A 25849-nucleotide genomic window follows, 5' to 3' on the forward strand; every position below is an offset into this window, starting at 1 on the left:
CCCGTGAGGCGGAGAAGGGAGCGGCTGATGAGCACGAGAACCGTGTTACTCGAAGCCGACATCGCGCGCGCTCTGACGCGCATCGCACACGAGATCCTTGAGTCGAACAAGGGGCCGGAAGGCCTCCTGCTCCTCGGAATCCCGACGCGCGGTGTCACCCTCGCCGAGCGGCTCGCGGCGCTCATCGAGCGCTTCTCCGGCGTGCGCGTGGCCGCGGGTCAGCTCGATGTGACCACATATCGAGACGACCTCGACCTGCAGCCCGCGCGCACCGCGCACCCCACGATTATCCCGGATGGCGGCATCGATGGCCGCACGGTCGTGCTCGTGGACGACGTGCTGTTTTCCGGCCGCTCGATCCGCGCCGCGCTCGACGCGCTCGGCGACATCGGGCGCCCCGCGGCCGTACGCCTCGCCGTGCTGGTCGATCGCGGCCACCGCGAGCTGCCGATCCGCCCCGATTTCGTGGGCAAGAACCTGCCGTCCGCGCGCCGCGAGCGCGTGAACGTCGCGCTGACAGAGGTCGACGGCATCGACGAGGTCGCCATCGACGAAGCACCCGAGAAGAAGGAGAAGCGATGAGCGAGTCGATCCTCATTCAGCAGGCCGCGATCGAGGGCGGTGAGCGCGCCGACATCCTCATCGACGGCGGCGTGATCGCTGCCGTCGGCCAGGGCCTGAGCCACGAGGGCGCGCGGGTGATCGACGCGTCCGCGCTCATCGCCCTCCCCGGCCTCGTCGACCTCCACGTGCACCTGCGCGAGCCGGGCTACGAGGCGAGCGAGACGGTTCTCACGGGATCGCGCGCGGCCGCGGCCGGCGGTTTCACGGCCGTCTTCGCGATGCCCAACACGCTGCCCGTCGCCGATAGCGCCGAGGTCGTCGAGCGCGAGCTCGAGCTCGGCGAGGCCGCCGGCTACGCCACGGTACAGCCGATCGGCGCCGTGACGATCGGTCAGCAAGGCCTCGCGCTCGCCGACCTCGAGGGCATGGCCTCCTCGGCCGCCGCCGTACGCGTCTTCAGCGACGACGGCTTCTGCGTCTCGGATCCGCTGCTCATGCGCCAGGCGCTCGAGCGCGTGACCGCGTTCGGCGGCATCATCGCGCAGCACGCGCAGGATCCGCGCCTCACCGAGGGCGCCCAGATGAACGAGGGCGTCGTCTCGGCCGAGCTCGGCCTGGCCGGATGGCCGGCCGTCGCCGAGGAGTCGATCATCGCCCGCGACGTGCTGCTCGCCGAGCACCTCGGCGCGCGCCTGCACGTCTGCCACCTGTCGACCGCCGGATCCGTTGACATCGTGCGCTGGGCGAAGGAGCGCGGCGTTCAGGTCACGGCCGAGGTCACCCCGCACCACCTGCTGCTGACCGACGAGCTCGTCCGCACGGGCGACCCGCGATACAAGGTCAACCCGCCGCTGCGCCGCGACGAGGACGTCCTCGCGGTGCGCCGGGGCCTCGCCGATGGCACGATCGACATCGTCGCGACCGACCACGCCCCGCACCCCGCCGAGGCGAAATCCGGCGACTGGACGAAGGCCGCGAACGGCATGGTCGGGCTGGAGTCGGCGCTGCGCGTCGTGCACCAGACGATGGTGGCGACGGGCCTGCTGACCTGGGCGGACGTCGCGCGCGTCATGTCGAAGGCGCCCGCCCGCATCGGCCAGCTCGCCGGTCACGGCGCCGAGATCGCGGCGGGTCAGCCCGCCGAGATCGTGCTCTACGACCCCGAGGGCGACGCGGAGTTCACCGTCGCCGACCTGCGCGGGCAGAGCACGAACACCCCCTACCGCGGCCGCCAGCTTCCGGGCAGCGTCCGCTGGACCATCCACCACGGCTACGTCACGCTGGCCGATGGTGAGCTCGCTGAATTGGAGAATGACGCATGAGCCAGCAGCTTGCCGGCGCGATCATGATCGCGTTTGCCGTCGCCGTTATCGGCCTGATGCTGTGGGGCTGGTCGCGACGACGACGCCGCGACGCGCAGGTCGAGGTGCCGATCGGCGAGCCCGTCGGATCCGCGATCTTCACGGCCAACGGCTTCTACGTCGCCACCACGAAGCACGACGAGCCGCTCAACCGTATCGCGACGAGCCCGCTCGCGTTCCGCTCGCGCGCCGACATCTCGGTGACCGAGGCCGGCTTCGCGCTGTCGCTGCCGGGGGAGAAGCCCGTCTTCGTTCCCGCGAGCCGCATCTCCGGCGCGGGCCGCGCCACCTGGACGATCGACCGCGTCGTCGAGCGCGACGGCCTCGTCCTCGTTGCATGGAGCGACGGAAACCAGATACTTGACACATACGTTCGTCTGCAGGACGACGACCCGGCGGCTCTCGTGGCCGCGATCGACGAGGTTCGTCCCGCGCACTCACCGATGGGAGCACACTCATGACCCCCACCTCGATGCTCGACCGCGACCTCGCGGTGCTCGTGCTCGAAGATGGCAGCCGCTACGAGGGCTACGCCTTCGGCGCCCGCGGCACCACGCTCGGCGAGGTTGTCTTCACGACCGGCATGACCGGCTACCAGGAGACCCTCACCGACCCGTCGTACGCGGGCCAGATCGTGCTGCAGACCGCGCCGCACATCGGCAACACCGGCGTGAACGACGAGGACCCCGAGTCGCGTCGCATCTGGGTCGAGGGCTACATCGTGCGCGACCCCTCGCGCGTCGTCTCGAACTGGCGCGCCAAGGAGCCGCTCGAGGAGGCCCTCGAGCGCGACGGCATCGTCGGCATCTCGGGCGTCGACACCCGCGCGATCACGCGCCGGATCCGCAACGACGGATCCATGCGCGGCGGCGTCTTCTCGGGCGAGGCGGCCGTGCTGTCGGCCGACGAGCAGCTCGCGGCCGTCCGCGAGGCGCCGGAGATGAGCGGCCAGAACCTCTCGGCCGAGGTTTCGGTCGCCGAGACCGAGATCACCCCCGCGGTCGGCGAGAAGATCGGTAACCTCGCGGTCATCGACCTCGGCATCAAGCAGGCCACCGTCAACAACCTCGCGCTGCGCGGCTTCGACGTCTACGTCATGCCGCAGTCGTCTACGTTCGAGGACATCCAGGCGATCGACCCGGTCGCGCTGTTCTACTCGAACGGCCCCGGCGACCCCTCGGCGTCCGACGGCCACGTCGAGCTCCTCCAGAGCGCGCTGAAGGCCGGCCTGCCGTACTTCGGCATCTGCTTCGGCAACCAGCTCTTCGGCCGCGCGCTCGGCCTCGGCACCTACAAGCTGCCCTTCGGCCACCGCGGCATCAACCAGCCGGTGCGCGACAAGGCCACGGGGCGCGTCGAGATCACCGCGCAGAACCACGGCTTCGCCGTCGAGGCACCCATCGAGGGCACCTTCGACAGCCCCGAGGGCTTCGGCCGCGTCGAGGTCAGCCACATCGGCCTGAACGACCAGGTGGTCGAGGGGCTGAAGGCGCTCGACATCCCCGCCTTCAGCGTGCAGTACCACCCGGAGGCCGCGGGCGGCCCCAACGACGCAAACTACCTGTTCGACCGTTTCCGCGACCTCGTCATCGAGTCGCTCAGCAAGAAGGGCGCACATGCCTAAGCGCGACGACATCAACTCCGTTCTCGTCATCGGATCCGGCCCGATCGTCATCGGTCAGGCCTGCGAGTTCGACTACTCCGGCACCCAGGCATGCCGCGTCCTGCGCGAAGAGGGCGTGCGCGTCATCCTCGTGAACTCCAACCCGGCGACGATCATGACCGACCCGGACTTCGCCGATGCCACGTACATCGAGCCGATCACGCCCGAGGTCATCGAGACGATCATCGCGAAGGAGAAGCCCGACGCGATCCTGCCGACGCTCGGCGGCCAGACGGCGCTCAACGCCGCGATGGCGCTGCACTACGGCGGCATCCTCGAGAAGTACGACGTCGAGCTGATCGGCGCCAAGCCCGACGCGATCAACCGCGGTGAAGACCGTCAGATCTTCAAGGAGCTGGTCATCGAGGCCGGTGCCGAGGTGGCGAAGAGCCGCATCGCCCACACGATGGACGAGGTCATGGCGGCCGCCGACGATCTCGGATACCCGATGGTCGTGCGCCCGTCGTTCACGATGGGCGGCCTCGGATCCGGTTTCGCCCACAACGAGGAAGAGCTGCGCCGCATGGCCGGCCAGGGCCTCGCCGAGTCGACGACGACCGAGGTCCTCCTCGAAGAGTCGATCCTCGGGTGGAAGGAGTACGAGCTCGAGCTCATGCGCGACACCGCCGACAATACGGTCGTCGTGTGCTCGATCGAGAACGTCGACCCGGTCGGCGTCCACACGGGCGACTCGATCACGGTCGCGCCCGCGCTGACGCTGACCGACCGCGAGTACCAGAAGCTGCGCGACATCGGCATCGACATCATCCGTCGCGTCGGCGTCGACACGGGCGGCTGCAACATCCAGTTCGCGATCGACCCGGCCACCGGCCGCATCATCGTCATCGAGATGAACCCACGCGTGTCGCGCTCGTCGGCCCTCGCCTCGAAGGCCACGGGCTTCCCGATCGCGAAGCTCGCCGCGAAGCTCGCGCTCGGCTACCGCCTCGACGAGGTCGAGAACGACATCACCAAGGTGACCCCGGCGTCGTTCGAGCCCACGCTCGACTACGTCGTGGTCAAGGTTCCCCGCTTCGCCTTCGAGAAGTTCCCCGCCGCCGACGCGACGTTGACGACCACCATGAAGTCGGTCGGCGAGGCCATGGCGATCGGCCGCAACTACGCGACCGCCCTCCAGAAGGCGCTGCGCTCGATCGAGAAGCGCGGATCCAGCTTCCACTGGGGCGAGGAGACCCGCTCGGTCGCCGAACTGATCGAGATCATCAAGACCCCGACCGACGGCCGCATCATCGACGTGCAGCAGGCGCTGCGCCTCGGCGCGACGAGCGAGCAGGTCTTCGAGTCGACGAAGATCGACCCCTGGTTCATCGACCAGATCATCCTCATCAACGAGGTCGCCGAGGCGATCAAGGGCGCCGCCGAGCTCGACGCCCGCGCGATCCGCCTCGCGAAGGACCACGGCTTCAGCGACGCCCAGATCGCGCAGCTGCGCGGGCTGAGCGAGGCCGAGGTGCGCGAGGTGCGCTACGGCCTCGGGATCCGCCCCGTCTTCAAGACGGTCGATACCTGCGCGGGCGAGTTCCCCGCCACGACGCCGTACCACTACTCGTCGTACGACGCCGAGACCGAGGTCGCCCCGTCCGACCGCAAGAAGGTCGTCATCATCGGTTCGGGCCCGAACCGCATCGGCCAGGGCGTCGAGTTCGACTACTCGTGCGTGCACGCCTCGTTCGCGCTCAGCGACGCCGGCTACGAGACCGTCATGGTCAACTGCAACCCCGAGACCGTGTCGACCGACTACGACACCTCCGACCGCCTGTACTTCGAGCCGCTGACGCTCGAGGACGTGCTCGAGGTGCTCCACGCCGAGAGCCAGTCGGGCGAGATCTACGGTGTGGTCTGCCAGCTGGGTGGCCAGACGCCGCTCGGCCTCGCACACGGCATCCAGGATGCGGGCTACACGGTGCTCGGCACGAGCCCCGACGCGATCGACTTGGCGGAGGACCGCAAGCTCTTCGGCCGGATCCTCGACGAGGGCGGCCTGCTCGCCCCGCGCAACGGCACCGCGACGAGCGAAGCCGAGGCCATCGCGATCGCGGAAGAGATCGGCTACCCGGTTCTCGTTCGCCCGTCGTTCGTGCTCGGTGGCCGCGGCATGGAGATCGTCTACGACACCGCCACGCTGCGCGACTACTTCGTGCGCATCGGCGCCGAGTCGCTGATCCGCGAGGACGCCCCGCTGCTCGTCGACCGCTTCCTCGATGACGCGGTCGAGATCGATGTCGACGCGCTGTTCGACGGCACCGACCTGTACATCGGCGGCGTGATGGAGCACCTCGAGGAGGCCGGTATCCACTCCGGTGACTCGGCGTGCGCCCTGCCCCCGATGTCGCTCGGTCGCGCCGAGATCGAGCGCGTCGTCGCCGCCACGCGCGTTATCGCCGAGGGCGTGGGCGTGCGCGGCCTGCTGAACGTGCAGTACGCGATCAGCGCCGGCGTGCTCTACGTCATCGAGGCGAATCCGCGCGCGAGCCGCACGGTGCCGTTCGTGTCGAAGGCGCTTGGCATCCAGCTCGCGAAGGCCGCCAGCCGCGTCATCGCCGGCACCTCGATCGCTGAGCTGCGCGCCGAGGGCATGCTGCCGGAGCTCGACGGATCGCAGATCCCCCTCGACGCGCCCGTCGCCGTCAAGGAGGCCGTGCTGCCGTTCAAGCGCTTCCGCACCGCCGACGGCGAGATCGTCGACTCGGTTCTCGGCCCGGAGATGCGCTCGACGGGTGAGGTCATGGGCATCGACCGCGACTTCCCGACGGCGTTCGCGAAGAGCCAGGCCGCTGCCTACGGCGGCATCCCGACGGGCGGCACGGTCTTCATCTCGGTCGCTGATAGCGACAAGCGCGACGTGATCCTGCCGGCCAGCCGCCTGCAGCAGCTCGGCTTCCGGATCCTCGCGACCGAGGGCACGGCCGAGATCCTGATGCGCAACGGCATCGAGGTCGAGGTCGTCAAGAAGTACTCGGCGACGCACGGTACCGACCAGGACAACATCGTTGACCTGATCACCCGCGGCGAGGTTGACATCATCGCCAACACGCCGGGCAGCGCCTCGGCGCGCGCTGACGGATACGAGATCCGCGCCGCCGCGGTGGGCGCCGACAAGGCCCTGTTCACGACGATCGCGACGCTCGGCGCGGCCGTCAGCGCCATGGACAAGATGGCGGGCGGCTTCCGCGTGAAGAGCCTGCAGGAGTTCCAGGCGGAGCGCGCGGCGTGACCGGATCCTTCGGACAGCGGGCCCGGGCGGGTATCGACCGGCTCGGCCCGCTGTGCGTGGGCATCGACCCGCACGCCGGCCTGCTCGACGACTGGGGCCTGCCCCAGTCGGCCGCGGGCGCGCGCGACTTTGGCCTGCGCGTGGTGGAGGCCGCCGCGGGCCGCGCGGCGTTCGTGAAGCCGCAGGTGTCGTTCTTCGAGCGCCACGGATCCGCGGGTCTCGCCGCGCTCGAGGACGTGATGGGCGCGGCGCGCGCGGCGGGGATCCTCGTGATCGCCGACGCGAAGCGCGGCGACATCGGCTCGACGATGGATGCTTACGCGGAGGCCTGGCTGACGCCGGGCTCGCCGCTCGAGGCGGACGCGCTGACGATCAGCCCCTACCTGGGCGTCGGCGCGCTCGGCGGCACGATCGAGCTGGCCTACCGACATGGCAAGGGCGTGTTCGTGCTCGCGACGACGAGCAACCCCGAGGCGACGGGCCTGCAGCGCTCGACCGACGCCGATGGGCGCACGGTGTCGCAGCGCGTGATCGACGAGGTGTCGGCGATCAACGCCGCGCACACCGACGGCGACGAGTGGGGGAGCGCCGGCTTCGTCGTCGGCGCCACCGTCGACTGGTCGGAGGCGGGCATCGCCCCGTTCGCGCCCCTCGCCCCGATCCTCGCGCCGGGCTTCGGGCATCAGGGAGCGCGCCCGGAGGACGCCCCGCGCATCTTCGGCGACTTGGCCCCCGCGGTGATCGTGAGCGAGAGCCGGAGCATTCTCTCGGCCGGATCAGGCATGATCGATTCGGTGGTCGAAGACCACGCCCTGGCGGCTCGCGCCGCCGGGGAGCGTCGGGGGAGCGAAGGCCAGGAGCAGGAACGTCAATGAGTCAGGTCGTAGGACCACCCGAGGTCGATCGTCTGGCCGCATCGCGCAAGGCCGTTGCGGCGCGCCGTGCGCGTGCGAGCATCAAGCGCGATCTCGGCACCCGAGTCGTCTCGCCGCAGGAGGTCCTGAGGCGCGCTGAAGCAGACCACGGATCCGCCGCCGGCACCCTGCGGGTGACGGAGTTTCTGACGTCGCTGCCCGCGATCGGCGCCGGAAAGCGCGACAAGATCATGGCCGAGCTCGAGATCTCCTCGGTCAAGCGCCTCGGCGGTCTCGGCGCGCGTCAGCGCGAGGCGCTCTACGGCTGGCTCGACCAGCGGTTCCCCGAGCCGGTCGCGCGCCCCGTGCGCTCGAGCCTCGTGGTGCTCGCCGGCCCGACGGCCGTCGGCAAGGGCACGGTCGCGGCGCACATCCGCGAGAACAACCCCGACGTCATGCTCTCGGTCTCGGCGACGACCCGCGCGCCGCGACCGGGCGAGGTCGACGGGGTGCACTATCACTTCGTGGACGACGCCGAGTTCGATCGCATGATCGCCCAGGACGAGCTGCTCGAGTGGGCCACGGTGCACGGTGTGCATCGCTACGGCACGCCCCGCGGCCCGATCGACCGCGCGATCAACGAGGGCCGCCCCGTGCTGCTCGAGATCGACATGCAGGGCGCCTTCCAGGTGCGCCGCAGCGAGCCCCGTGCGAGCCTCGTGTTCCTTCTTCCGCCGAGCTGGGACGAGCTGGTCGACCGGCTCGTCGGCCGCGGCACGGAGGACGAGGAGGAGCGCGCCCGCCGTCTGCGCACGGCGCGCACCGAATTGGCGGCACAGGGCGAGTTCGATCACCGTGTCGTCAACGACGAAGTGGGCCGTGCGGCCGATGAGGTCGTAAACTTGATGCAGGCTTCCGCGCGCTGATATCGCGCGCATTCATTTCAGGAGGAAAACTCATGGCCACGGAGAACAAGGGCATCATCGATCCGCCCATCGACGAGCTTCTCGAGCGCGTCGAGTCGAAGTACCAGCTCGTGATCTACGGCGCCAAGCGCGCCCGCCAGATCAACGACTACTACACCGACCTGCAGGAGGGCTCGCTCTTCGACAACGTCGGCCCGCTCGTCGACGCATCGGCCGAGGACAAGCCGCTGTCGATCGCGCTTCGCGAGATCCACCAGGACAAGCTGCGTCTTCGCCCCGCGGGCGAGTGATCCAGATTTGACCCTCCGAGAACCTCCGGCATTCGTTTGTCGGGGGTTCTCGGCATGATGAGCATCAGCACCTTCCACCCGCGACCCACAAGGATCGGCCATGAGCCTGCGACTGTTTACCTCCGAATCCGTCACCGAGGGACACCCCGACAAGATCTGTGACCAGATCTCCGATAGCGTTCTCGACGCGCTCCTGGCGCAAGATCCCGCGGCGCGCGTCGCGGTCGAGACGCTCGTGACAACGGGCCTCGTGCACGTCGCGGGCGAGATCCGTACCGACGGCTACGCCGACATCTCGTCGATCGCGCGCGACGTGATCCGCCGCATCGGCTACACCTCGTCCGATATGGGCTTCGACGCCGACTCGTGCGGCGTGACGGTGTCGGTGGGCGAGCAGTCGCAGGAGATCGGCGACGGCGTCACGACGAGCGCGGAGCACCGCTCGGGCGACGACGGCGACGACCTCGACCAGCAGGGTGCCGGCGACCAGGGCATCATGTTCGGCTACGCGACGAACGAGACGCCGACCTACATGCCGATGGCGATCTGGACGGCTCACCGCATCGCCGAGCGCCTTACCGAGGTGCGCCGCTCGGGCCAGCTCGCGTTCCTCCGCCCCGACGGCAAGACGCAGGTCACGCTGGGCTACGACGGCTCGACGCCGAAGACCGTCGAGACGGTCGTGCTGTCGACGCAGCACAGCCCCGAGATCTCGCAGGCCGACCTCGCCGAGGCGGTCGAGCGCGTCGTGATCCGCCCGGTTCTCGAAGAGACCGGCCTCGACATCTCCAACGTCACGCTCCACATCAACCCGTCCGGTAGCTTCGAGCTCGGCGGGCCGAAGGCCGACGCGGGCCTCACCGGCCGCAAGATCATCATCGACACCTACGGCGGCGCCGCCCGCCACGGGGGTGGCGCCTTCAGCGGAAAGGACCCGTCGAAGGTCGACCGCTCGGCGGCTTACGCCCTGCGCTGGGTCGCAAAGAACGCCGTCGCGGCGGGCCTCGCCGACCGCCTCGAGGTGCAGGTCGCCTACGCGATCGGTAAGGCGAAGCCCGTCGGCCTGTACGTCGAGAGCTTCGGCACGGCGCACGTCGCCGACGAGGCGATCGTGGCAGCGATCGGTGAGGTCTTCGACCTGCGCCCGGCCGCGATCATCCGTGATCTCGACCTCCTCCGCCCCATCTACGCGAAGACGGCTGCATACGGTCACTTCGGTCGCGAGCTCCCCGAGTTCACGTGGGAGAAGCTCGACCGCGTCGACGCCCTGCGAGCAGCCGCCGGGCTCTGACATGCCCGAGCACCCGGCGCATATCGCGCCGCGGGGTCCGCGGCGGATCGCTCACGTCCTGATCGACTCGCCGTTGCCGCAGCTCGACCGCCTCTTCGACTACTCCCTTCCCGCGGAGCTGGTCGAGGAGGCGGTGCCCGGCGTGCGCGTCAAGGTGCCGTTGCGGTCGGCGGGCCGCGTTATTCAGGGCTTCGTCGTCGGTGTCGGCGAGGAGACCGACGACGAGCGCACGCTGTCCGAGATCGACACCGTCATCTCGGCGGCCGAGGTGCTTCCCGATCGCCTGTACGCGCTCGCCCGCGCGGTCGCCGATCGCGCCGCCGGATCCGCGAACGACGTCCTGCGCCTCGCGATCCCGCGCCGCATGGTCCGCGCCGAGAAGGCGTGGCTGGCGCGGGAGGCCGCGCCGACAATCGAGGTCGACGCCGGCGCGGCCTCCCGCGCCCTGGCGACGCTCGCCGAGTATCCGGACCTCGACGAGACCCTCGCCGGGGCGGGCCGCGTCGCGCTCGACGCGCGCCCCGGCGTCGCCGGATCCATTCCCGCGTGGGCCGAGCTGCTCGCCGCCGCTGCGGTGCTGACGATCTCGCGCGGCGAGTCGGCCGTCATCGCGGTGCCCGATCACCGCGACCTCGCGCGCCTCGAGGCGGCCCTGGCCGACATCGCCCCCGAGGGCGCCGTGCTGCGGCTCGATGCCGAGTTGCCGGCCCAGCAACGGTACGCGAACTACCTCCGCACGCTCGACGATGCGCCGGCGATCGTGATCGGCAATCGCTCGGCGGTCTACGCGCCCGTGACGCGCCTCGGCATGCTGGCGCTCTGGGACGACGGCGACTCGCTCTTCGACGAGCCCCTGGCACCCTACGTGCACGCCCGCGACGCCGCGCTCGTCCGCCAGAAGCTCGAGGGCGGGGCGCTCGTGTTCTGTGGTCACTCGCGCTCTGCCGACGTGCAGCGGCTCGTCGAGATCGGCTTCCTCACCGAGCCCGCGCCCGCGCGCCGCGTGACGCCGAAGGTCATCCTGGGCGCGCCGCAGGACACACCCGCGACGGGCCGCATCCCGTCGGCCGCGTTCCGCAGCGCGCGCGAGGTGATCGAGCACGGGCCGGTGCTCGTGCAGGTCGCGCGGCCCGGTTACGCGCCGACGCTCGTGTGCGGCGAGTGCCGAGCCCCCGCGCGCTGCCAGCACTGCGGCGGGCCGCTCTTCGCCCCCGCCCGCGGCGCGACGCCCACGTGCGCGTGGTGCGCCCGCGACGCCCGTGGCTGGCAGTGCGCGCACTGCGAGGCGACGACCGTGAGGCTCGCGTCGAGCGGATCCGAGCGCACCGCCGACGAACTCGGCCGCGCCTTCGCAGGGGTGAAGATCATCGTCGCCGACGGCGCGCACCCCGTCGAGACGGTGGGGCCGGAGCCCGCGCTCGTGATCGCGACGCGCGGCGCCGAGCCCATCGCCGAGGGCGGCTACCGCGCCGTGCTCCTGCTCGACGGCGACCGCATGCTGCAGGCGCCCGACCTGCGCATCGGCGAGTCGTGTCTGCGGTGGTGGTCGAACGCGGCCGCTCTCGCGGCGCCGGGCGCTCCCGTGCACCTCGTCGCGGTGACCGGCCCCGTCGCGCGGGCGCTGGCCACGTGGAGTCAGCCCGCCTACGCGCGCGGCGAGCTCGTCGAGCGCGCGCCGCTCAAGATGCCGCCCGCCGTGCGCATCGCCCGCATCGAGGGCGACGCGCCGCAGGTGGACGAGGCCCTCGTGAAGCTCGGCGCCGACGCGCCCCGGCTGGCGCCCGACGCCGTGATCGGGCCCGTGCCGGCGCCCGAGGTCTCCGGCCGCAAGCGCGCCCGGGCGCTTGTGCGCTTCGAGTACGGCCTCGGATCCGTGGTCTCGGCGAGCCTGCGCGCGAGCGTCGTCGCGGCCGCGGTGTCGTCGCGGGCCAGGCGCACGCGGGGCCCCGCGGAACCAGGCAGATCCCGGCCGCCCGCGAATACACTCTCTGTGCGGCTTGACGTCGCCGATCCCGAGCTCTGAGAACGCGATGAGCCGAACAGATAAGGACCCCGTCATGTCGACCGATCTCCGTATCGTCTTTGCGGGAACGCCCGAGGTGGCCGTTCCCTCGCTCCGCGCGCTCGTCGCGGCCGGCGCTCGCGTCGTTGCCGTCGTGACGCGCCCCGACGCGCCCCTCGGGCGCAAGCGCGTGCTGACGCCGTCGCCCGTCGCACAGGCCGCCGACGAGCTCGGCATCCCCGTCGTGAAGGCCGCGAAGCTCGACGACGACGCGACCTCGCGCATCGCGGCGTTCGCGCCCGACCTGGGCGTCATCGTCGCCTACGGCGGGCTCGTGCGCGAGCCGCTGCTCTCGGCCCCGGCGCACGGGTGGATCAACCTGCACTTCTCGCTGCTGCCGGCCTGGCGCGGGGCCGCCCCCGTGCAGCGCTCACTCATGGCGGGCGACGCCGTCACGGGCGCCGCCGTGTTCCAGCTCGTCCCCGCGCTCGACGCGGGCGACGTCTTCGGCCAGATCGAGTACGCCCCGGGCGACGACGAGACCGCGGGCGACGTGCTGGCGGCGCTCGCAGAGCGCGGATCCGCCCTGCTCGTCGACGTCGTCGGCGAGATCGCGGCCGGCACCGCCGTCGCCACGCCCCAGCAGGGCGAGCCGACGCTCGCGCCGAAGCTGGGCCTCGCCGACGGGCTGCTCGACTTCACGCTCCCGGCCGACGAGGTGCTCGCGCGATTCCGCGGCGTCACGCCCGAGCCGGGCGCACACACCACGCTCGCGGGGGAGCGATTCAAGATTCACGCCGCGCGGCGCCACGCCGGGCGGTCGCTCGCGCCGGGCGCGGTCGAGGCAATTAAGGGCGGAATCCTCGTGGGGACCGCGACGGAGGCAATCATGATCGAACGAGTACAGCCCGCGGGCAAGGCCGCCATGGCCGCCGACGCATGGCTGCGCGGCCAGCGCGCGGACGTGGAGCTGGGCTCGTGAGCGGCCAGGGTCGCGGCCCGCGCCGTTCGCAGCCCCGCGACACGCACGTGCAGCCGTCGCGCGAGGTGGCGTTCGAGGTCATCCGCGCGACGACCGCCGACGACGCCTACGCCAACCTTCTCCTCCCGGCCGAGATCGAGCGCGCGGGCCTCAACGCCGCCGACGCCGCGCTCGCGACCGAGCTGACCTACGGCACGCTGCGCCGCCGTGGCGCCTACGAGCAGATCGTGCGCCTCGCCTCGGGCCGCGAGCTCGACGAGATCGATCAGGGCGTGCTCGACGCACTCTGCATGGGCGCCCACCAGCTGCTCTCGACGCGCGTCGCGGCCCACGCGGCCGTGAACGAGTCGGTCGAGTTGGCGCGCCGCGAGTCGGGCCGCGGCGCGGCGGGCTTCGCGAACGCCGTGCTCCGCCGCATCTCGCGCGACGGCCTGGCGACGTGGGAGGACCGCATCAGCGAGTCGGCACGCAGCGCCGATGAGGCGCTCGGCTTCCGCACCTCGCACCCCGTGTGGATCCTGCGCGCCTTCCGCCGGGCACTCGCGGCGACCGGATCCGCCGACGAGCTCGAAGACCTGCTCGAAGCCGACAACGCCTCGCCGTCGGTGACGATGATCGCCCTGCCCGGCCTCGCCGAGACGCAGGGCAAGGCGACGAAGTATTCGCCCGTGGGCTTCCGCGCGCCGCAGGGCGACCCCGAGCAGACGGTGCGCGACTCCGGTGGCGCGCGCCGCGTGCAGGACGAGGGCTCGCAGCTCGTCGCCCTCGCCCTCTCGCGCCTCACGCCCGTGACAGCGGGGGAGAGATGGCTCGACCTGTGCGCGGGCCCCGGCGGCAAGACCGCCCTCCTGGCCGCCGAGGCCCTCGCGGGCGGCGCGGTGCTCGAGGCGAACGAGGTCGTGCCCGCGCGCGCCGGGCTCGTGCGCCGGGCCCTCGAGGCCGTGCCGACCGAGGTCGAGGTGCACGAGCGCGACGGGCGAGAGCTCGCGAAGGAACGCGCGGCGGAGTTTGACCGGATCCTCGTCGACGCCCCCTGCACGGGCCTCGGCGCGCTGCGCCGCCGTCCCGAGGCGCGCTGGCGTAAGCAGCCGGGAGACGTTGCGGAGCTCGTGTCGATCCAGTCGGAGCTTCTCGACGCCGCGCTCGACGCGGCGCGCCCGGGCGGCGTCGTCGCGTACGTGACCTGTTCGCCGCACCTGGCCGAGACGTCGGGCGTCGTGCGCGACGCCCTCGAGCGCCGAAGCGACGTCGAGCTTCTCGACGCCCCCGCGGCCATCCGGGCGGTGTCGCGCGGGCCGATCGAGATCGCCGAGCGCGAGGACGGCCTTCCCGTCGCCCAGCTGTGGCCGCACCGGCACGGCACCGACGCGATGTTCCTCGCCCTGTTCCGCCGCGCCTGAGCCGGGCCACCCCGATCCGATAGCATGGCGGGCATCCCCCGGGCCACTATCCGACCCCGATCGAAGGGATCGCCCGCATGAGCGATCAGCACTCACCCCAGACCGAGCTCCGCGACCCGGCAACCCCCGCCCAACGCCTCGCCGAGATTGCGGCGACCAACCCCGAGCTGGGCGCCGATATCGCGCGCCACCCGAACGTCTACGACGGCCTGCTCGACTGGCTCGCCCAGTACGGCGACGAGGGCGCCCGCGCGGCTGTCGCCCAGCGGCGCGGATCCGCGGCGGCCGCCGCCGCAGGGATCCCCGCGGGCACACCAGCCGCCCCGCAGGGCACGCCCGCCGCGCCCCAGGGCAACCCTGCCGCCCCGCAGGAGTACCCCGCCGCGCCCGAGGGCGCGCCGGTGATTCCGCAGGGCGCACAGGCGGCAGGCTTCGCCGGTGCCGCGCCGGCCGTCGCCGGCCAGCCCGCCGCGCCGAAGAAGAAGTCGAAGAAGGGGCTCACGACAGCGCTTATCGCGGGCGGCCTCGTCGTCGTTCTCGGAGGCGGCGGCGCCGTGTGGGCCGTCAACTCGATCCTCGGCGGCGAGAAGTCGCCCGATGCCGCGGCCGACAAGCTGTTCGAGGGCGCGCTGAAGCTCGACCCGATCGCGCTGTACACCGCGATGTCGCCCACCGAGGTTAAGCCCCTCGAGGAGGCGCTCAAGCAGCTCGAAGACATGCCGACGTCGAGCGAGGAGGACGCCAAGAGCATCCAGGAGACGCTGAACTCGGTCCTCGACGCCATCGAGATCACGACCGACGGGCTCGAGTACCGCACCGACGAGCTCATGGACGGCGTGAGCCGCGTGAGCCTCGTCGACGGCACGCTCGAGATCGACGCCGACACCGACGAGCTCGGCGATGCGCTTCGCGAGTTCATGGAGGTGTCGATGCGCGTCAGCCTCGAGCAGTCGGGCTACTACTCCGATGACGAGATCGACGAGCTGCTCGACGAGAGCCTCGACAGCCAGATCGACTTCATGCTCGACGGCCTCGAGAGCGAGTTGCCGTACCAGGTCGACTTCTCCGAGATGTGGGACAGCCAGCTGGCCGACAAGGAGCGCGTCGACATCTCGGAGGACGACCCGCTGATCGGCCAGGGCTACCCGCTCTCGGTGATCACTGTCGACGAGGGTGGCTGGTACACGAGCCCGCTCCTGACGGGTGTCGACCTCGCGGCCGGTCAGGCGATGATCCAGGGCGGGTACAGCTACGGCGACTCGCTCATCGATGCCGAGAAGTTCGGCTCGCCGGAGGACGCCGCGCACGGCTTCGCCGACGGGCTCGAGGCCTTCGTATCGAACGGCGACTACGAGGCATTCGCGTCGGCCCTGCCGCTGGCCGAGCGCCGCGCGGTGTCGCTCTACGGCCCGGCCCTCGCCGACCTCGGCGCCAACGAAGACGCGTCGCTGAGCGACTTCGACGTCGAGGTCGAGAAGTCGGGCGGCCTCACGGGCCTCCGCATCTCGAACCTCGAGTTCCTCCGCGGCGACACCGTCACGGGCACCTACTCGCACCCGTGCTTCGAAGACCAGTACTCGGGCGAGCAGTGTATCGACGACGTCCCAGCGCTCAAGCTGCTGGGCCTCGACGAGGCGCTGCCGATCGCGATCCAGGAGGATGGCGGCTGGTTCGTGAGCCCGACCGCGACCGTCGGCAACGTCCTGGCGATCGCGACGAAGAACCTCGCGCAGCTGATCGAGGACGACGAGCTCGACAAGCTCTTCGAGTTCTAAGCACCTCACCGAGAACGGGCCCCGCTGTTGCGGGGCCCGTTCGCCGTTCAATCCCAGGTGACGGGGAGGTCCGGATCCGAGAAGTCGACCGTCGGCGCGTAGAGCCACGGGCCACCGTAGATCTGATCGCGACCCGACGAGCCGCCCTGCTGCCAGTCGGCGACGAAGGCGACGTCGCCGATGTAGTCGCCCTCCTGGAACTGCGCGCCGTCGAACGCCGAAGACGTCGGCACCATGGCGTCGATCTCAGCCCACTGTTCATCGGTGAGGGATCGCTCGACGGTGCCGTCGATGATCTGAGCGCCGCCCTGGATGCCGCCAGTGACCTCGAGCCCGCAATCGGCGGCGAGGGTCGTCGACGAGATGCACGCCTCGGCCGCCGCCCGCACGACCTCGCGGAACTTCGCGATGCCGTCGTCCGTCAGCGTGGGCTCGCGGTCATACGGATACATGAAGACCATGCCGCTCTCGGCGACGATGACCGACTCGGGGATCGTGAAGTACTCCGTCGTCGTTCCGAGCGTGTAAGCGCCCGGGAAGACCTCGTAGCTCATCGAGCCCGACGCATCGAAGGCGACGCCGTTGAGCGTCATGTCGAAGGCCTCGTAGCCCTCGGTAATCTCGAGCGTCGGCAGGTCGACATCGAACACAACGTTCTCGGGATCGTTCACGTCGACGTCGACCGTCAGCGTGAAGTCGATGAGCTCGTCGTCCATCATGTAGCTGACGGCGAAGACCTGGTTCTCCCACGCGTCCTCGGCGAGCGGCGTGATCTGGACGTCCGAGATCGGATAGTTCTCGACCATCGCGGCCCACGCGTCGTCGCTCGTGAGCGAGGTCGCCGTGTGGCCGAGCATCGAGAGTGCGAGGGTCGCGTTGCCGCCCGCGATGGCGTTCACGAAGGTCGTCGCCGCGTCGAGGCCGATCTCGCCGGCGGCGAGCGGGATGACGGTCGGCGTCGGCGTCGAGATCGGTTCGCGGTCGTCGCGGCTATCGCCGAGCATGGGGGAGACGACCGCGGCCCCGACGCCCACGAGGATCGCGGCGCCGAGGCCCACGAAGGTCGTGACCGCCGCGATGCGGCCGGCGCGGCCGGACGACGCCTTCGGGGCCGCCTGGGCCTTCGACGTCGCGACGGTCGGCGGCGTCGGGCGAGCCTTCTTTGCCTTCGGGCGGGGCTCCTCGGGGCGCCACGGCGGCGTGAACGTCGACGGCGGAATCTCGCCGTCCGCCGGCGCCTGGGCGCGCGAGCTTGTCGGCGCGGCCGCGGGCGGCTGCCAGGCGGGCGAATCCGTGACCGGCGGATCCGAAACGGGACCTGTCTGGTGAGCCTCCGGCGCGTCGGCGACGGGCGGATCCGTGACCGGCTCGCGCGGTTCCGCGGCGGGATCGGGGGAGCGGACTTCCGGCTCCCGGGCGCGCTCGTCCGCCGCCGGCGACTGCCAGCGCGACGCCGCCGGCTCGGGTGCCGGGACGACGTGCTCGGGCGCCGCGTCGTCGCGCTTGCGCCACGGCATCGACGATTCGGGTTCCGGTGCGACCTCGTCGGCGGTACCTTCGGACTTCGCCTCGTCGGCGCCCTGCCAGGGGAACCGCGGCGCCTTGTCGTCATCGTGGGGTTTCTGCCAGGGAAACTCCGCCATTTCGGTCACCTCGTCTCAGATGTTCTGCTGTCATTATCCCGGCCGCCTTGCGCTCCCGATGCCGGAACCCGGGCGCGCGGACGCGGCCCATTCTCCCAGCAGGTTGGCGGGCGGCGATAATGGAGGGGATGAGCCTCCCCAACGCACCCCGCATTAACCCGAGCATCCTCTCCGCCGACTTCGTGAACATGCAGCGCGATCTCGAGCGCATTTCGGGCGCGGACTTCGTGCATGTCGACGTGATGGACAACCATTTCGTTCCGAACCTGACGTTCGGGCCGCAGATGGTGGAACGGATCCAGGCGACGAGCCCGATCCCGCTCGACGTGCACCTCATGATCTCCGACGCCGACCGCTGGGCGCCCGGCTACGCCGAGATCGGCGCCGCGAGCGTCACCTTCCACCTCGAGGCCGCCGCCGACCCGATCGCGCTCGCGCGCCGGATCCGCGACATCGGCTCGCGCGTCGGCGTCGCGATCAAGCCCGACTCGCCCGCCGAGCAGCTCTTCGAGCACCTCGACGAATTCGATCAGATTCTCGTGATGACGGTCGAGCCCGGCTTCGGCGGTCAGAGCTTCCGCGACGACATGATGCCGAAGCTCCGCGCGCTGAAGTCCGAGGCCGCGCGCCGCGGATCCCAGGTGTGGCTGCAGGTCGACGGCGGCATTGCGCCCGGCACGATCGAGCAGGCCGCGGCCGCCGGCGCCGACACGTTCGTCGCCGGATCCGCCGTATTCGGCGCGGCCGATATCGACGCGCGAATCGGCGAGCTGAGGGCTCTCGCGTCGCAGCACGCTCACGGAACGGATAGCCTGGGACAGTGAAATCGTTCGAGGACCTGTTTGCTGAACTAAGCGACAAGGCCGTCACCCGACCCGCCGGCTCCGGAACTGTCCAGGAGCTTGACGCTGGCGTGCACTTCATCGGCAAGAAGATTGTCGAAGAGGCGGCCGAGGTGTGGATGGCATCGGAGTATGAATCCGACGAGGCCGCTGCGGAAGAAATGTCGCAGCTTATGTACCACCTGCAGGTGATGATGATCGCCAAGGGACTCACTCTCGAGGACGTCTACCGACATCTCTGATCCGGCCCGCGACTAACCGACCTGATCTGAAAGAAACAAGACGTGCTTCGTATTGCCATCCCTAACAAGGGATCCCTCTCCGAGACCGCCGTGCAGCTGCTGGCCGAGGCTGGCTACGCCACTCGCCGCGACTCCAAGACGCTCCACCTGATCGACGAGGCCAACGGGGTGGAGTTCTTCTACCTCCGCCCGCGCGACATCGCGACGTACGTCGCCCGTGGCGCCCTCGACGTGGGCCTCACAGGCCGCGACCTGCTCCGCGACGTTCGCCTCCCGGCGGCGCGCGAGGTCGAGGCGCTCGGCTTCGGTCGCTCGACCTTCCGCTTCGCGGCCCCCGCCGGCACGCTTAGCTCGATCGAGCAGCTCGACGGCAAGCGCGTCGCCACGAGCTACACCGGCCTTGTCGAGGAGTTCCTCGGCGAGCAGGGCATCACGGTCGACGTCGTTCCGCTGAACGGCGCCGTCGAATCGGCCCCGCAGCTAGGCGTCGCCGACGCGATCGCCGACGTCGTCGAGACCGGCACGACGCTCAAGCAGGCCGGCCTCGAGATCTTCGGCCCCGTCATGCTCGAGTCGGAGGCCGTCCTCATCCAGGGTCCCGGATCCGCCGAGGGCATCGACAAGCTCCTGCGCCGCCTGCGCGGCGTGCTTGTGGCGCGCCGCCACGTCATGCTCGACTACGACCTTCCCGCCGACCTCGTCGAGCAGGCCTCGGAGGTCGCCAAGGGCATGCAGTCGCCCACCGTCTCGCCGCTACAGCGCGAGGGCTGGGTCGCCGTGCGGGTCATGGTTCCCAAGCGCGACGCCAACCGCATCATGGATGACCTCTACTCGCTCGGTGCGCGCGCGCTGATCGTCACCGCTATCGACAACGCCCGTCTGTGAGGGCGTCGTGACCAGCACTCAGTCTTCGGAACTCGGTGTCGCGACTCGCGTCATTCCGTGCCTCGACGTCTCGGGCGGCAGGGTCGTCAAGGGCGTGAACTTCGAGAACCTGCGCGAGATGGGTGACCCCGTCGAGCTTGCCCGCGAGTACTACGAGCAGGGCGCCGACGAGCTGACCTTCCTCGACGTGGGCGCCTCGGTCGAGGCGCGCGACACGATGTACGACGTTGTGCGCGCGACGGCGGAGCAGGTCTTCATCCCGCTCACCGTCGGCGGCGGCGTGCGCTCGGTCGACGACGTGTCGCGCCTGCAGGACGTGGGCGCCGACAAGGTCGGCGTGAACTCCGCCGGCATCGCGCGCCCCGACCTCCTCGGTGAGATCGCTGACCGCTACGGCGCGCAGTGCCTCGTGCTCTCGCTCGACATCAAGCGCGCCTCGCACACCCCGAGCGGCTTCGTCGTGACGACCCACGGCGGCCGCCGCGAGACCGACATCGACGCGCTCGCGTGGGCGCGCGAGGCCATCGAGCGCGGGGCGGGCGAGCTCCTCGTCAACTCGATCGACGCCGACGGCACGAAGCAAGGCTTTGACCTCGAGCTCATCTCGGCCATCCGCGAGCTCTCGCACGTTCCCGTCATCGCCTCGGGCGGAGCGGGCGACGTGCGCGACTTCGCCCCGGCGGTCCGCGCCGGCGCCGACGCGATCCTCGCGGCCACGGTCTTCCACTCGGGACAGATCCGCATTGGCGACGCCAAGCGCGCCATGCGAGAAGAAGGAGTGCTGGTTCGATGAACGGCATCAACGAACGTCTCGACCTCGTCTCGTTCAACGACGACGGTCTCGTCCCCGCCGTCGTGCAGGAACACGGCACCGGCCAGGTGCTCATGCTCGCCTGGATGGACCGCGAGGCGCTGCGCCGCACCCTCACCGAGGGCCGCGTGACCTACTGGTCGCGTAGTCGCGGCGAGTACTGGCGCAAGGGCGACACCTCCGGCCATGTGCAGGTCGTGCGCTCGGCGCGCATCGACTGTGACGGCGACACTGTCCTACTCGAGGTCGAGCAGACCGGTGCGGCGTGCCACACCGGCACGCACACGTGCTTCGACGGATCCGAGCGCGATCTGCACCCGGTGATGTCGTGACCCGCCAGGGTGGGTGGGCTGCGCGCCGCGGCCGCACTACGAGTGTCGTGCTCATCCTGCTCGGCGCCGCCGTCGCGCTCATCGGCTCGACGCAGACCTGGCTCGTCGCCAGCGTCGAGGGCACCGACATCCCGGCGACCGGGTCCGAGGCGCTCGCGCTGCTGCAGCCGCTCGCCCTCGCCGGCCTCGCGCTGACGCTCGCCCTCGCCCTCGTGGGCAAGGCGCTGCGCTTCGTCTTCTCGGCCCTCGCTGTGGTGATCGGCGGCGCGCTGACGGCGCTCATCACGCCCATCGCGGCGGATCCGCCCGTGTCGGCCATCGCCCGCGTGGTGACGGAACACACGGGCATCGCGGGCGTCGAGAGCGTGGGTGAGATCACCTCCGCGATCGACGCGACGGCGTGGCCGATCGTGGCGCTCATCGCCTCGCTCGTCGTGGCCGTCGGCGGCGCGCTCGCCCTCGTGACCGGGCCCGCGTGGCGCAAGGGCACGAGCCGCTATGACGCGCCGAGCACATCGACCTCGGCGGGCGAAGGCCCGCTCGATGCGGTCGATTCGTGGGATCGTCTCACGCGCGGCGGCGACCCGACGGATTAACCATCCGCATTCGATAGACTGAACGTATTCCCTCTGGCAATCCTCAGGAGCAGTGCTATGACTTCTAATCCCATCGGTGACCCCGGCCACGGACACTCGCCGGCAGCCTGGACCGCTGTGCTGATCATGCTCATCGGCATCACCGCGGGTACCGTAGGCCTCTACATCGGTCAGCACGTTGTCGTGTACATCTCCGCTGCGATCGTCGTCCTGGGCCCGATCGTTGGCTTCATCGTCTCGAAGGCCGGCTACGGCGTGAACGGACCGAAGTTCCAGCCCAAGGGCCACTGATGTCGCTCCTCGCCGACCTCACGGCCGGTGCGGTGGCGGACGCCGAGTCGCGCCGCGCGGAGCTCTCCCTCGCTGAGGTGGAGCGCCGCGCGGCCGCTCAGTCTCCGGCCCTCGACGCCGTCTCGTTCCTCTCGCGCGGTGAGACAATCCGCGTGATCGCCGAGGTGAAGCGCGCGAGCCCCTCGCGCGGCGACCTCGCCGAGATCCCGGATCCGGCGCTTCAGGCGGCACGCTACGAGCAAGGTGGCGCGAGCGCGATCAGCGTGCTGACGGAGGGGCGCCGCTTCAAGGGCTCGCTCGCCGACCTCACGGCCGTCAAGCAGCAGGTGACCCTTCCGGTCCTGCGCAAGGACTTCATCGCGACGCCGTACCAGGTCGCCGAGGCCCGCGCCGCGGGCGCCGACCTCGTGCTCCTCATCGTCGCGGCGCTCGACCGCAAGACGATCGGCGAGCTGTACGCCCAGATCCGCGAGTTCGGCATGACACCGCTCGTCGAGGCCCACTCGGCCGACGAGGTGAAGATCGCCACCGACCTGGGTGCCCCCATTATCGGCGTGAACGCCCGCGACCTCAGTGACTTCACGCTCGACCGCGACCTCTTTGCGCGCCTCGCCCCCGGGATCCCGGACGGCACGATTCGCGTCGCGGAGTCGGCGGTTTCGACCCCCGACGACGTGGTGCACTACCGCCGAGGCGGCGCCGACGTCGTGCTCATCGGCGAGGCGCTCGTCACGGGCGACCCCGTCGCCACGCTCGACGCTTTCATTTCGGCGACGGAAGGAATCTGATGACCCTGCGCGAACAGCCCGGGCCGTTCTTCGGCGACTTCGGCGGACGCTACATGCCAGAGTCGCTCATCGCGGCCCTCGACGAGGTCACGGCGGCCCACGCCGAGGCCATGGCCGACCCCGCGTTTCGCGCGGAGCTCGCCGGCCTCCTGACCGAGTACGCGGGGCGTCCCTCGCCGCTCACCGAGGTGAAGCGTTTCGCCGAGCATGCCGGTGGCGCGCGCATCTTCCTGAAGCGCGAGGACCTCAACCACACCGGTAGCCACAAGATCAACAACGTTCTCGGTCAGGCGCTGCTTACGAAGCGCCTCGGCAAGACGCGCGTGATCGCCGAGACGGGCGCGGGCCAGCACGGTGTCGCGACCGCGACGGCCGCGGCGCTCTTCGGCCTCGAGTGCACGATCTACATGGGCGAGGTCGACACCGAGCGCCAGGCCCTGAACGTGGCCCGCATGCGCCTCCTCGGCGCCGAGGTGATTTCGGTAAAGGTCGGCTCGCGCACGCTGAAGGACGCGATCAACGAGGCCTTCCGCGACTGGGTCGCGACGGTCGATCGCACCAACTACGTCTTCGGCACCGCCTCGGGCCCGCACCCGTTCCCGGCGCTCGTGCGCGACTTCCAGAAGATCATCTCGGAGGAAGCCCGCGAGCAGGTCCTCGCGAAGACGGGCGCCCTGCCGAGCGCCGTCGTCGCCTGCGTGGGCGGTGGATCCAACGCGATCGGCATGTTCGACGCGTTCATCGACGACGAGGGCGTCGCGCTCTACGGCGTCGAGGCCGCGGGCGATGGCGTCGACACCGACCGCCAGGCCGCGTCGATCGAGCGAGGACGCCCCGGCGTTCTCCACGGCGCGCGCACCTACGTGCTGCAGGACGAAGACGGCCAGACGATCGAGTCGCACTCGATCTCCGCCGGCCTCGACTACCCCGGCGTGGGTCCCGAGCACGCGTGGCTCGCCGACACCGGGCGCGCGAGCTACATCCCGGCGACCGACGACGAGGCGATGCAGGCGCTGCGGCTGCTGAGCGAGACCGAGGGCATCATCCCCGCGATTGAGTCGGCGCACGCCCTCGCCGGCGCCATTCGCCTGGGCCGCGAGCTTGGCCCGGACGCCGTGATCGCGGTGTGCCTGTCGGGCCGCGGCGACAAGGACATGGACACGGCCGCGCGGTACTTCGGTCTCTACGACGGAGAGGACGCATCGTGACTTCCCGCGTCGAAATCGCCCTGGACCGCGCGAAGGACGCCGGTCGCACGGCGTTCATCGGCTACCTGCCCGCCGGGTACCCGGATCCGGACACCGCCGTCGAGGCGGCCGTCGCGCTCGCGGAGGCGGGCGCCGACGTGATCGAGCTCGGCCCGCCCTACAGCGACCCGGTCATGGATGGCCCGATCATCCAGGAGGCGACGAACCACGTCCTCGAGGCGGGTTTCCGCACGCGCGACCTGTTCCCGCTGATCCGGCGGATCACCGAGCGGACGGACGTTCCCGTGCTCGTTATGAGCTACTGGAATCTCATCGTGCAGTACGGCGTCGCCCGCTACGCCGCCGACCTCGCCGCTACAGGGGGAGCGGGCATCATCACGCCCGACATCACGCCCGACGCCGCGGACGAGTGGATCCGCGCCTCGGAGAAGCACGGTCTCGACCGCATCTTCCTCGCAGCCCCGACTTCGACCGACGAGCGCCTCGCGATGATCGCCTCGAACTCGAGCGGCTTCGTCTACACGGTCTCGACCATGGGAATCACGGGCGAGCGCGCCGACCTCGACGAGGCGGCACGCACCCTGGTGGATCGCTTGCGCGCCGCGGGCGCCGAGCGGGCCTGCGTGGGTATCGGCGTGACGACGTCAGAGCACGTCTCGAACATTGCCGGCTACGCCGACGGCGCGATCGTCGGCACCGCCCTCGTGAAGGCGCTGCGCGACGGCGGCGTCGACGGGCTCGCCGCCAAGGCCCGCGAGTTGGTCGCCGGCACTCGACGTTAGGGCCGCGTTCACGCGGCTCATGAGAATCAGGATCTACACTTCAGAAATCATGCTGTCTTTCCCTCCGCTCCCCGCGAGCATCCCCAGCCCGCCGATCTCTGAGTTCACGTTCGGCAGCCAGTGGACCATCTTCGGTTTCACGTTCGGCCCCTTCTCGATTCACATCTACGCGCTGTGCATCCTGGTGGGCATCGTCGCCGCGACGATCATCGCGAATCACCGCCTCTCGAAGCGCGGCGCCGAGCGTTGGGTCGTCATCGACATCGGACTGCCGGCCGTGGTGCTGGCCTTTATCGGCGCGCGTGCCTATCACGTTCTCACGCACTGGGGCTTCTACTTCGAGCAGGGCCGCGAGTGGTGGAACCCGACGGTGCAGGACGCCGTGTGGAACATCTGGGACGGCGGCATCGCGATCTTCGGCGCGCTGCTCGGTGGTGGCCTCGGCGCCTGGCTCGGCTGCAAGTGGACGGGCGTGCGCTTCTCGGCGTTCGCCGACGCTCTCGCGCCCGGACTGATCCTCGCGCAGGCCTTCGGCCGCTTCGGCAACTGGTTCAACCAGGAGCTGTACGGCCTGCCCACCAACCTGCCGTGGGGCCTCGAGATCGACCCGTCGAATAGCGCGTTCCCCGCGGGCCTGCCCGACGACACGCTGTTCCACCCGACCTTCCTCTACGAGGTCATCTGGAACACGCTCGGTGCGCTCGCGCTCATCTGGCTCGGCCGTCGCGCGTCGATGCAGTGGGGCCGCCTCTTCGCGGTATACCTCATCTGGTACGGCGCCGGCCGCATCGTGTGGGAGTCGATTCGCGTCGACCCGAGCCAGGTGTACCTGGGCCTACGCGTCAACGTCTGGGCCGCGATTGCGTCTGTCATGCTCGGTGTCGTTATTCTGGTGGTACAGGCCCGCCACAAGGGGCTGGAGCCCAGTCCTTACACGGCGAAACATCTCCGTAACGTGAACGACATAAGCTCAGAAGACGAGTTCGTCGACGTCAGCGACCCCGCTGGCATCGAGGAGAACGTCGAGCCGTCGCCGCAAACCGCGTCCTGACATCCTCATCCTCGCTGAGAGGATACGGATTCTGC

25 protein-coding genes are annotated in these 25849 nt (G+C 70.4%); 24 read left to right on the forward strand and 1 reads right to left on the reverse strand.

Going from position 1 to position 25849, the window contains the following annotated elements:
- Positions 1 to 27: 27 nt before the first annotated feature.
- The 13 genes from pyrR to DTO57_RS02820 all read left to right on the forward strand — a co-directional run bounded on the left by pyrR (position 28) and on the right by DTO57_RS02820 (position 16343).
- A complete protein-coding gene (pyrR, locus tag DTO57_RS02760) occupies positions 28 to 582 on the forward strand; it encodes a bifunctional pyr operon transcriptional regulator/uracil phosphoribosyltransferase PyrR (protein WP_114116677.1) in 555 nt (184 codons plus the stop codon).
- Positions 579 to 1886 (forward strand): dihydroorotase, encoded by a 1308-nt coding sequence (locus DTO57_RS02765; RefSeq protein ID WP_114116678.1) that lies wholly within the window; start codon positions 579 to 581, stop codon positions 1884 to 1886. The genes pyrR and DTO57_RS02765 overlap by 4 nt, the downstream gene beginning before the upstream one ends.
- Positions 1883 to 2386 carry a PH-like domain-containing protein gene (locus tag DTO57_RS02770; protein WP_114116679.1) on the forward strand — a complete coding sequence of 168 codons (504 nt, stop codon included), beginning with the start codon at positions 1883 to 1885 and terminating at the stop codon, positions 2384 to 2386. The genes DTO57_RS02765 and DTO57_RS02770 overlap by 4 nt, the downstream gene beginning before the upstream one ends.
- Positions 2383 to 3549, forward strand: coding sequence for a glutamine-hydrolyzing carbamoyl-phosphate synthase small subunit (gene carA, locus DTO57_RS02775; protein WP_229730326.1), 1167 nt, complete (start codon positions 2383 to 2385; stop codon positions 3547 to 3549). The genes DTO57_RS02770 and carA overlap by 4 nt, the downstream gene beginning before the upstream one ends.
- Positions 3542 to 6823: a carbamoyl-phosphate synthase large subunit gene (carB, locus tag DTO57_RS02780; protein ID WP_114116680.1), complete on the forward strand. Its 3282-nt coding sequence runs from the start codon at positions 3542 to 3544 to the stop codon at positions 6821 to 6823. Before carA ends, carB begins: the two co-directional genes overlap by 8 nt.
- Entirely contained in the window at positions 6820 to 7698 is an 879-nt protein-coding gene (gene pyrF, locus DTO57_RS02785; protein ID WP_114116681.1) for an orotidine-5'-phosphate decarboxylase, read from the forward strand. Before carB ends, pyrF begins: the two co-directional genes overlap by 4 nt.
- The gene (gmk, locus tag DTO57_RS02790) at positions 7695 to 8603 is read left to right on the forward strand and encodes a guanylate kinase (RefSeq protein WP_114116682.1); all 909 of its coding nucleotides are present in this window, start codon (positions 7695 to 7697) and stop codon (positions 8601 to 8603) included. The genes pyrF and gmk overlap by 4 nt, the downstream gene beginning before the upstream one ends.
- Before the next feature lie 32 nt (positions 8604 to 8635).
- On the forward strand, positions 8636 to 8893 hold the full coding sequence (gene rpoZ / locus DTO57_RS02795) for a DNA-directed RNA polymerase subunit omega (RefSeq protein WP_114116683.1): 258 nt from the start codon (positions 8636 to 8638) through the stop codon (positions 8891 to 8893).
- 100 nt (positions 8894 to 8993) lie between these two features.
- Positions 8994 to 10184 (forward strand): methionine adenosyltransferase, encoded by a 1191-nt coding sequence (gene metK / locus DTO57_RS02800; RefSeq protein ID WP_114116684.1) that lies wholly within the window; start codon positions 8994 to 8996, stop codon positions 10182 to 10184.
- Between the two features lies 1 nt (position 10185).
- Entirely contained in the window at positions 10186 to 12207 is a 2022-nt protein-coding gene (locus DTO57_RS02805; protein ID WP_114116685.1) for a primosomal protein N' family DNA-binding protein, read from the forward strand.
- A 34-nt stretch (positions 12208 to 12241) separates the two neighbouring features.
- Entirely contained in the window at positions 12242 to 13168 is a 927-nt protein-coding gene (gene fmt / locus DTO57_RS02810; RefSeq protein ID WP_114116686.1) for a methionyl-tRNA formyltransferase, read from the forward strand.
- A gap of 47 nt (positions 13169 to 13215) precedes the next feature.
- Positions 13216 to 14568 (forward strand): RsmB/NOP family class I SAM-dependent RNA methyltransferase, encoded by a 1353-nt coding sequence (locus DTO57_RS02815; RefSeq protein ID WP_308420491.1) that lies wholly within the window; start codon positions 13216 to 13218, stop codon positions 14566 to 14568.
- Between the two features lie 77 nt (positions 14569 to 14645).
- Positions 14646 to 16343, forward strand: coding sequence for a variant leucine-rich repeat-containing protein (locus DTO57_RS02820; RefSeq protein WP_114116688.1), 1698 nt, complete (start codon positions 14646 to 14648; stop codon positions 16341 to 16343).
- Between the two features lie 47 nt (positions 16344 to 16390).
- Here the strand turns inward: DTO57_RS02820 and DTO57_RS02825 are convergent, their stop codons facing one another.
- Positions 16391 to 17986, reverse strand: a complete 1596-nt coding sequence (locus tag DTO57_RS02825; RefSeq protein ID WP_114116689.1) for a hypothetical protein — start codon at positions 17984 to 17986, stop codon at positions 16391 to 16393.
- Positions 17987 to 18114: 128 nt separating this feature from the next.
- Between DTO57_RS02825 and rpe the strand changes: the two genes are divergently transcribed.
- The 11 genes from rpe to lgt are packed head-to-tail and all read left to right on the forward strand — an operon-like array spanning position 18115 to position 25814.
- Positions 18115 to 18810 carry a ribulose-phosphate 3-epimerase gene (rpe, locus tag DTO57_RS02830; RefSeq protein ID WP_114116690.1) on the forward strand — a complete coding sequence of 232 codons (696 nt, stop codon included), beginning with the start codon at positions 18115 to 18117 and terminating at the stop codon, positions 18808 to 18810.
- A complete protein-coding gene (locus DTO57_RS02835; RefSeq protein WP_114116691.1) occupies positions 18807 to 19070 on the forward strand; it encodes a phosphoribosyl-ATP diphosphatase in 264 nt (87 codons plus the stop codon). The genes rpe and DTO57_RS02835 overlap by 4 nt, the downstream gene beginning before the upstream one ends.
- Positions 19071 to 19112: 42 nt before the next feature.
- Positions 19113 to 19955 (forward strand): ATP phosphoribosyltransferase, encoded by an 843-nt coding sequence (gene hisG / locus DTO57_RS02840; protein ID WP_114116692.1) that lies wholly within the window; start codon positions 19113 to 19115, stop codon positions 19953 to 19955.
- A 7-nt stretch (positions 19956 to 19962) separates the two neighbouring features.
- Entirely contained in the window at positions 19963 to 20748 is a 786-nt protein-coding gene (hisF, locus tag DTO57_RS02845; protein WP_114116693.1) for an imidazole glycerol phosphate synthase subunit HisF, read from the forward strand.
- On the forward strand, positions 20745 to 21098 hold the full coding sequence (gene hisI, locus DTO57_RS02850) for a phosphoribosyl-AMP cyclohydrolase (RefSeq protein ID WP_114117260.1): 354 nt from the start codon (positions 20745 to 20747) through the stop codon (positions 21096 to 21098). Before hisF ends, hisI begins: the two co-directional genes overlap by 4 nt.
- Positions 21095 to 21694 (forward strand): Trp biosynthesis-associated membrane protein, encoded by a 600-nt coding sequence (locus DTO57_RS02855; RefSeq protein ID WP_162785635.1) that lies wholly within the window; start codon positions 21095 to 21097, stop codon positions 21692 to 21694. Before hisI ends, DTO57_RS02855 begins: the two co-directional genes overlap by 4 nt.
- Positions 21695 to 21751: 57 nt before the next feature.
- Positions 21752 to 21985: an HGxxPAAW family protein gene (locus tag DTO57_RS02860; RefSeq protein WP_114116695.1), complete on the forward strand. Its 234-nt coding sequence runs from the start codon at positions 21752 to 21754 to the stop codon at positions 21983 to 21985.
- The gene (trpC, locus tag DTO57_RS02865) at positions 21985 to 22773 is read left to right on the forward strand and encodes an indole-3-glycerol phosphate synthase TrpC (protein WP_114116696.1); all 789 of its coding nucleotides are present in this window, start codon (positions 21985 to 21987) and stop codon (positions 22771 to 22773) included. The genes DTO57_RS02860 and trpC overlap by 1 nt, the downstream gene beginning before the upstream one ends.
- Positions 22773 to 23981 carry a tryptophan synthase subunit beta gene (gene trpB, locus DTO57_RS02870; protein WP_114116697.1) on the forward strand — a complete coding sequence of 403 codons (1209 nt, stop codon included), beginning with the start codon at positions 22773 to 22775 and terminating at the stop codon, positions 23979 to 23981. The genes trpC and trpB overlap by 1 nt, the downstream gene beginning before the upstream one ends.
- On the forward strand, positions 23978 to 24763 hold the full coding sequence (trpA, locus tag DTO57_RS02875; RefSeq protein ID WP_114116698.1) for a tryptophan synthase subunit alpha: 786 nt from the start codon (positions 23978 to 23980) through the stop codon (positions 24761 to 24763). Before trpB ends, trpA begins: the two co-directional genes overlap by 4 nt.
- A 49-nt stretch (positions 24764 to 24812) precedes the next feature.
- The gene (lgt, locus tag DTO57_RS02880) at positions 24813 to 25814 is read left to right on the forward strand and encodes a prolipoprotein diacylglyceryl transferase (protein WP_114116699.1); all 1002 of its coding nucleotides are present in this window, start codon (positions 24813 to 24815) and stop codon (positions 25812 to 25814) included.
- The last annotated feature ends 35 nt before the right edge of the window (positions 25815 to 25849 follow it).

The sequence above is a fragment of the Microbacterium sorbitolivorans genome, assembly GCF_003327285.1.
In the GTDB taxonomy this organism is placed as follows: Bacteria; Actinomycetota; Actinomycetes; order Actinomycetales; family Microbacteriaceae; genus Microbacterium; species Microbacterium sorbitolivorans.

Bases quoted from the DNA above. Each gene is read 5' to 3' on its own strand.
- rpoZ (WP_114116683.1), top strand. From the start codon at position 8,636: ATGGCCACGGAGAACAAGGGCATCATCGATCCGCCCATCGACGAGCTT.
- trpC (WP_114116696.1), top strand. From the start codon at position 21,985: ATGTCGCTCCTCGCCGACCTCACGGCCGGTGCGGTGGCGGACGCCGAG.
- trpB (WP_114116697.1), top strand. From the start codon at position 22,773: ATGACCCTGCGCGAACAGCCCGGGCCGTTCTTCGGCGACTTCGGCGGA.
- metK (WP_114116684.1), top strand. From the start codon at position 8,994: ATGAGCCTGCGACTGTTTACCTCCGAATCCGTCACCGAGGGACACCCC.
- hisI (WP_114117260.1), top strand. From the start codon at position 20,745: ATGAACGGCATCAACGAACGTCTCGACCTCGTCTCGTTCAACGACGAC.
- DTO57_RS02860 (WP_114116695.1), top strand. From the start codon at position 21,752: ATGACTTCTAATCCCATCGGTGACCCCGGCCACGGACACTCGCCGGCA.
- fmt (WP_114116686.1), top strand. From the start codon at position 12,242: ATGTCGACCGATCTCCGTATCGTCTTTGCGGGAACGCCCGAGGTGGCC.
- carB (WP_114116680.1), top strand. From the start codon at position 3,542: ATGCCTAAGCGCGACGACATCAACTCCGTTCTCGTCATCGGATCCGGC.
- DTO57_RS02765 (WP_114116678.1), top strand. From the start codon at position 579: ATGAGCGAGTCGATCCTCATTCAGCAGGCCGCGATCGAGGGCGGTGAG.
- lgt (WP_114116699.1), top strand. From the start codon at position 24,813: ATGCTGTCTTTCCCTCCGCTCCCCGCGAGCATCCCCAGCCCGCCGATC.
- pyrR (WP_114116677.1), top strand. From the start codon at position 28: ATGAGCACGAGAACCGTGTTACTCGAAGCCGACATCGCGCGCGCTCTG.
- DTO57_RS02805 (WP_114116685.1), top strand. From the start codon at position 10,186: ATGCCCGAGCACCCGGCGCATATCGCGCCGCGGGGTCCGCGGCGGATC.
- gmk (WP_114116682.1), top strand. From the start codon at position 7,695: ATGAGTCAGGTCGTAGGACCACCCGAGGTCGATCGTCTGGCCGCATCG.
- DTO57_RS02770 (WP_114116679.1), top strand. From the start codon at position 1,883: ATGAGCCAGCAGCTTGCCGGCGCGATCATGATCGCGTTTGCCGTCGCC.
- rpe (WP_114116690.1), top strand. From the start codon at position 18,115: ATGAGCCTCCCCAACGCACCCCGCATTAACCCGAGCATCCTCTCCGCC.
- DTO57_RS02820 (WP_114116688.1), top strand. From the start codon at position 14,646: ATGAGCGATCAGCACTCACCCCAGACCGAGCTCCGCGACCCGGCAACC.
- carA (WP_229730326.1), top strand. From the start codon at position 2,383: ATGACCCCCACCTCGATGCTCGACCGCGACCTCGCGGTGCTCGTGCTC.
- DTO57_RS02825 (WP_114116689.1), bottom strand. From the start codon at position 17,986: ATGGCGGAGTTTCCCTGGCAGAAACCCCACGATGACGACAAGGCGCCG.